We start from the raw sequence: 5,893 nt of genomic DNA on the forward strand, positions 1-5,893 counted from the left end.
AAACAATTGTCTGTCGGACATGACAGACACGGTTTGCTTGAAAATAGCGGCACACTTAGTAGAAAGCCTGCCGTAATGGCGGGTAGATTTGGGTTGTTTGCGACAAATTCAAGGGAAAAAGTAAAAAATTCTATGCAGTCTTTCCAAATATTTTCATACGCAAAAATGCCCGATCACTTATTTTTCAGACGGCCTGACATACAAACTGCAAAATTCGTTTAAAAACAACACAATTTCTTTACAAATGCAGCACAACTCTTTACAACTATTCCTTTTTAATGCATTATTATAAATGATGATTATTCTTAATTGCATATTTTAAAGATAATTCCTCTTTGATTTGGATTTGCTTTTATTTTTTTATTACTGTCATTTTATTAAGGACATTTTCAATGAATACGCCCCTGTTCCGACTAAGCCTGCTGTCACTGACACTGGCAGCCGGTTTTGCACACGCAGAAAATGAAGCCAAAGACAATGTTGTGCTTGATACCGTTACCGTTAAAGGTGACCGCCAAGGCAGCAAAATCAAAACCAATATCGTCACCCTTCGTCAAAAAGACGAAAGCACATCAACCGATTTGCGCGAATTATTAAAAGAAGAACCTGCCATCGATTTCGGCGGCGGTAACGGCACATCCCAACACATGACCTTGCGCGGCATGGGTCAGAACTCTGTCGACATCAAGGTGGACAACGCCTATTCCGACAGCCAAATACTGTATCACCAAGGCCGTTTCATCATCGACCCTGCGCTGGTCAAAATCGTCTCCGTACAGAAAGGCGCGGGCTCGGCATCTGCCGGTATTGGTGCGACCAACGGCGCGATTATTACTAAAACAGTCGATGCCGAAGACTTGCTAAAAGGTTTGGACAAAAACTGGGGCGTGCGCCTCAGCAGCGGCTATGCCAGCAATGACGGCGTAAACTACGGCGCCAGCGTGTTCGGAAAAGCCGGCAACTTCGACGGCTTATTCTCTTACAACCGCAACGATGAAAAAGATTACGAAGCAGGTAAAGGCTACAAAAGTCCCAACGGCGGCAAAACCGTACCTTACAGCGCACTGGACAAACGCAGCTACCTGGCCAAAATCGGAACAACCTTCGGCGACGGCGACCACCGCATCGTGTTGAGCCACATGAAAGACCAGCACCGGGGCATCCGTACTGTGCGTGAAGAGTTTACAATCTTCGAGTCCAACCCTGCAAAAGACAGGCAGAAACCCTCATACCGTGAAACTACCCAATCCAACACCAACTTGGAGTACACGGGTAAAAACCTGGGCTTTGTCGAAAAACTGAACGCCAACGCCTATGTGTTGGAAAACGAACGCTATTCCGCCGATGACAGCGGCAGCGGTTACGCAGGCAATGTGGCAGGTCCGACCACAACCAAAATCACCACCAAAGGTGCAAATATCAACTTCGACAGCCGCCTTGCCGAAAAAACCCTGTTGAAATACGGTGTCAACTACCGCCATCAGGAAATCAAACCTCATACCTTCCTGAATTCGCAATACACCAGCACCAATGCCGCCCTGCAAAGTCTGGTACGCGGATACAGCCTGACCAACCCGACCAAAACCGATTACGGCGTGTATGTCGAAGCCATCCAAGATATCGGCGATGTTACCCTGACCGGCGGTCTGCGTTACGACCATTTCGATATCAAAACCCATGACGGCAAATCGGTTTCAGACGGCAAAGTCAACCCGAGTCTGGGCGTAATTTACCAACCTGTCGAAAACTTGAGCTTCAGCGTAAGCCACAACTACGCCAGCCGCAGCCCGCGCCTGTATGACGCGCTGCAAACCCACGGCAAACGCGGCATCATCTCGATTGCCGACGGCACTAAAGCTGAACGCGCGCGCAATACCGAAATCGGCTTCAACTACAACGACGGCACGTTTGCCGCAAACGGCAGCTACTTCTGGCAGACCATCAAAGACGCGCTTGCCAATCCGCAAAACCGCCACGACTCTGTCGCCATCCGTGAAGCCGTCAACGCCGGCTACGTCAAAAACCACGGTTACGAATTAGGCGCGTCCTACCGTACAGGCGGCCTGACTGCCAAAGTCGGCGTAAGCCACAGCAAACCGCGTTTTTACGATACGCACAAAGATAAATTGTTAAGCGCGAACCCCGAGTTTGGCGCACAAACCGGCCGCACTTGGACGGCCTCCCTTGCCTACCGCTTCCAAAATCCGAATCTGGAAATCGGCTGGCGCGGACGCTATGTTCAAAAAGCCGTGGGTTCGATATTGGTGGCAGGTCAAAAAGGTCGCGACGGCAAACTGGAAAACGTTGTACGCCAAGGTTTCGGTGTGAACGATGTCTTCGCCAACTGGAAACCACTGGGCAAAGACACGCTCAATGTCAATCTTTCAGTCAACAACGTGTTTAACAAGTTCTACTATCCGCACAGCCAACGCTGGACCAATACCCTACCAGGTACCGGACGTGATGTACGCTTGGGCGTGAACTACCGCTTCTAAGCAATCAGCTTGAAAAAGCCGTCTGAAAACAAAAGTTTTCAGACGGCATCTAGCTTTATAATCCGATACAAGTTATCATTTCGATTTACTTTATTTCCGACTACGGAGAAACTCTATGTTACGTTTGACCGCTTTAGCCGTATGCTGCACCCTCGCTTTGGGTGCGTGTTCACCAAAAGATTCTGCTTCCAATCAGGCACAAACTGCTTCCGCTTCTGCCGCCCAAACCGAAGGCGCAAGCCTGACGGTGAAAACCACGCGCGGTGAGGCAACAGTGCCGCAAAATCCGGAGCGTATCGCCGTTTACGATTTGGGCATGCTCGATACTTTAAACAAACTGGGCGTGAAAACCGGTTTGTCCGTCGACAAAAACCGCCTGCCCTACTTGGACGAATATTTCAAAACCACGAAACCTGCCGGCACGCAGTTTGAGCCTGACTACGAAGCACTCAACGCTTACAAACCGCAGCTCATCATCATCGGCAGCCGTGCAGCCAAAGCGTTTGACAAGTTGAACGAGATCGCACCGACCATCGAGATGACCGCCGAAACCGCCAATCTGAAAGAAAGCTCAAAAGAGCGCATCGACGCACTGGCGCAAATCTTCGGCAAACAAGCCGAAGCGGACAAGCTGAAAGCGGAAATCGATGCTTCGTTTGAAGCGGCGAAAACCGCTGCTCAAGGCAAAGGCAAGGGTTTGGTAATTTTGGTCAACGGCGGCAAGATGTCGGCTTTCGGCCCTTCTTCCCGTTTGGGCGGTTGGTTGCACAAAGACATCGGCGTTCCCGCTGTCGATGAATCAATTAAAGAAGGCAGCCACGGCCAGCCTATCAGCTTTGAATACCTGAAAGAGAAAAACCCTGATTGGCTGTTCGTTTTGGATCGTGGCGCGGCCATCGGTGAAGAAGGTCAGGCTGCGAAAGATGTTTTGGACAATCCTTTGGTTGCCGAAACAACTGCATGGAAAAAAGGCCAAGTCGTGTACCTCGTACCGGAAACCTATCTGGCGGCCGGCGGCGCACAAGAATTGCTGAATGCTTCCAAACAGGTCAGCGATGCGTTTAATGCGGCCAAGTAATTCGGCGCGGGCATAGCCGCCCGCTTCTTTCAGACGGCCTAAAGGGTTTGATGATTCACAGGATCAAGCTGCTTGATCTGAAGTCGTTGGATTTGGGCCGTCTGAAAATACATGGTGCAAATGGACAATTTTTGCCTGTTTGCATCTGTTTTTATGATGGGCAGACCTGCCTTTTTCGCAAAATACCTTAACCCTTCTTTCAGACGGCCTTATTTTTTCCGAACCATTTTATGTTTCACAAACCTTCATTTTTAAATGCGGCCAACGGCGTGGCGCTGCTGATATTGTTTGCCGTCAGCCTGTCGGTCGGCGTGGCCGACTTCAAATGGTCCGCCCTGTTTTCGCTATCCGACAGCCAGCAAGTCATGTTCATCAGCCGCCTGCCGCGCACGTTTGCGATTGTGCTGACGGGTGCGTCGATGGCGGTGGCCGGTATGATTATGCAGATTTTGATGCGCAACCGTTTTGTCGAACCGTCGATGGTGGGCGCAAGCCAAAGCGCGGCTTTGGGTTTGCTGTTGATGACCCTGCTGCTTCCGGCCGCGCCGCTGCTGGCAAAAATGTCGGTTGCCGCCGTTGCCGCGCTGATCGGGATGCTGGTCTTTATGCTGCTGATCCGCCGCCTGCCGCCGACCGCGCAACTGATGGTGCCTTTGGTCGGGATTATTTTCGGCGGTGTGATTGAGGCGGTGGCCACCTTTATCGCGTATGAAAACGAAATGCTGCAAATGCTCGGCGTGTGGCAACAGGGCGATTTTTCCGGCGTGTTGCTCGGGCGGTATGAGCTGTTGTGGGCAACGGGAATTTTGGCTTTGTTTGCCTATTTGATTGCCGACCAGCTGACGATTTTGGGTTTGGGCGAAACAGTAAGCGTAAACTTGGGGCTGAACCGGACGGCGATTCTGTGGTTGGGGTTGATTATTGTGGCGCTGATTACGTCTTTGGTGGTCGTGACGGTCGGCAATATTCCGTTTATCGGCTTGGTTGTGCCGAACATCATTAGCCGTCTGATGGGCGACAAACTGCGCCAAAGCCTGCCTGCGGTGGCCTTGCTGGGCGCGTCTTTGGTGTTGCTGTGCGATATTGTCGGACGCGTGATTGTGTTTCCATTTGAAATTCCGGTCTCTACGGTTTTTGGCGTGATGGGGACGGTTTTGTTTTTGTGGCTTTTATTAAGGAAACCTGCTCATGCCGTCTGAAAAAAATATCAGTTTTATGGCAGGAAGCAGCCGTCCGTTGTGGGTCGCCTTTGCGCTGTTGCTGGTTTCCTGCGTCCTGTTTATGACGCTCAACGTCAAAGGCGATTGGGACTTTGTCTTGCACCTGCGTCTGACCAAGCTTGCCGCACTGCTGATGGTCGCCTATGCGGTCGGCGTGTCCACGCAACTCTTCCAAACGCTGACCAACAATCCGATTCTGACCCCTTCGATTTTGGGTTTCGATTCGCTGTATGTGTTTTTGCAGACCTTGCTGGTGTTTACGCTCGGCGGCGTGGGCTATGCTTCCCTGCCGTTGACGGGAAAATTCGGCTTTGAACTGATCGTCATGATGGGCGGCTCGCTGCTATTGTTCTACACGCTCATCAAACAAGGTGGACGAGATTTGTCGCGTATGATTTTAATCGGCGTGATTTTCGGGATTTTGTTCCGCAGCCTGTCGTCGCTGCTTTCGCGCATGATTGATCCCGAAGAATTTACCGCCGCGCAGGCGAATATGTTTGCCACCTTCAATACCGTCCACTCGGAATTGTTGGGTATCGGCTCAGTCGTGTTGCTCATCAGCGCCGCCGTGATCTGGCGCGAACGCCACCGCCTCGATGTTTACCTGCTCGGCCGCAATCAGGCCATCAATTTGGGCATCAACTACACGCGCAACACCTTATGGCTGCTGTTGTGGATCGCCGCATTGGTTGCGACTGCGACCGCCGTTGTCGGCCCGGTGAGCTTTTTCGGCCTGCTGGTTGCTGCGCTGGCCAACCACTTTTCCCCGTCGGTCAAACATTCCGTCCGTCTGCCCATGACTTTTTGTGTCGGCGGCATCCTGTTGGTCGGTGGGCAAACCATCTTCGAACACTTCCTCGGCATGCAGGCCGTATTGAGCGTGGTCGTCGAATTTGCAGGCGGATTGGTATTTTTATATTTGGTGTTGAAAAAGAAATAAATTAAACGTGCCCAAACGCTCGCAAAAATAAACTCAGGCCGTCTGAAACCTTCAGACGGCCTAAGCAAACCCATAAAGGACAACCCTCATGACACAAGAACGCCTCCCTTCATTCTTCGATGACGCCCCGACCATTACCGTCCAAGACGCATTGGCCGAC

The 5,893-nt window shown here is 51.3% G+C and carries 5 protein-coding genes; all 5 read left to right on the top strand.

Annotated elements, in window-relative coordinates:
• Window positions 1–222: hypothetical protein (locus tag ACTHUE_RS09715; RefSeq protein ID WP_440423372.1), on the top strand; the 222-nt coding region annotated here is incomplete at its 5' end.
• 170 nt (window positions 223–392) lie between these two features.
• On the top strand, window positions 393–2,495 hold the full coding sequence (locus tag ACTHUE_RS09720; protein WP_070460546.1) for a TonB-dependent siderophore receptor: 2,103 nt from the start codon (window positions 393–395) through the stop codon (window positions 2,493–2,495).
• A 115-nt stretch (window positions 2,496–2,610) separates the two neighbouring features.
• Complete coding sequence (locus ACTHUE_RS09725; RefSeq protein ID WP_440423374.1) at window positions 2,611–3,573, top strand: siderophore ABC transporter substrate-binding protein; 963 nt, start codon at window positions 2,611–2,613, stop codon at window positions 3,571–3,573.
• A 230-nt stretch (window positions 3,574–3,803) separates the two neighbouring features.
• Window positions 3,804–4,772 carry an ABC transporter permease gene (locus ACTHUE_RS09730; protein WP_440423376.1) on the top strand — a complete coding sequence of 323 codons (969 nt, stop codon included), beginning with the start codon at window positions 3,804–3,806 and terminating at the stop codon, window positions 4,770–4,772.
• Window positions 4,762–5,733 (top strand): iron chelate uptake ABC transporter family permease subunit, encoded by a 972-nt coding sequence (locus tag ACTHUE_RS09735; RefSeq protein ID WP_440403105.1) that lies wholly within the window; start codon window positions 4,762–4,764, stop codon window positions 5,731–5,733. The genes ACTHUE_RS09730 and ACTHUE_RS09735 overlap by 11 nt, the downstream gene beginning before the upstream one ends.
• The last annotated feature ends 160 nt before the right edge of the window (window positions 5,734–5,893 follow it).

This window comes from Neisseria sp. P0021.S005 (assembly GCF_051956955.1).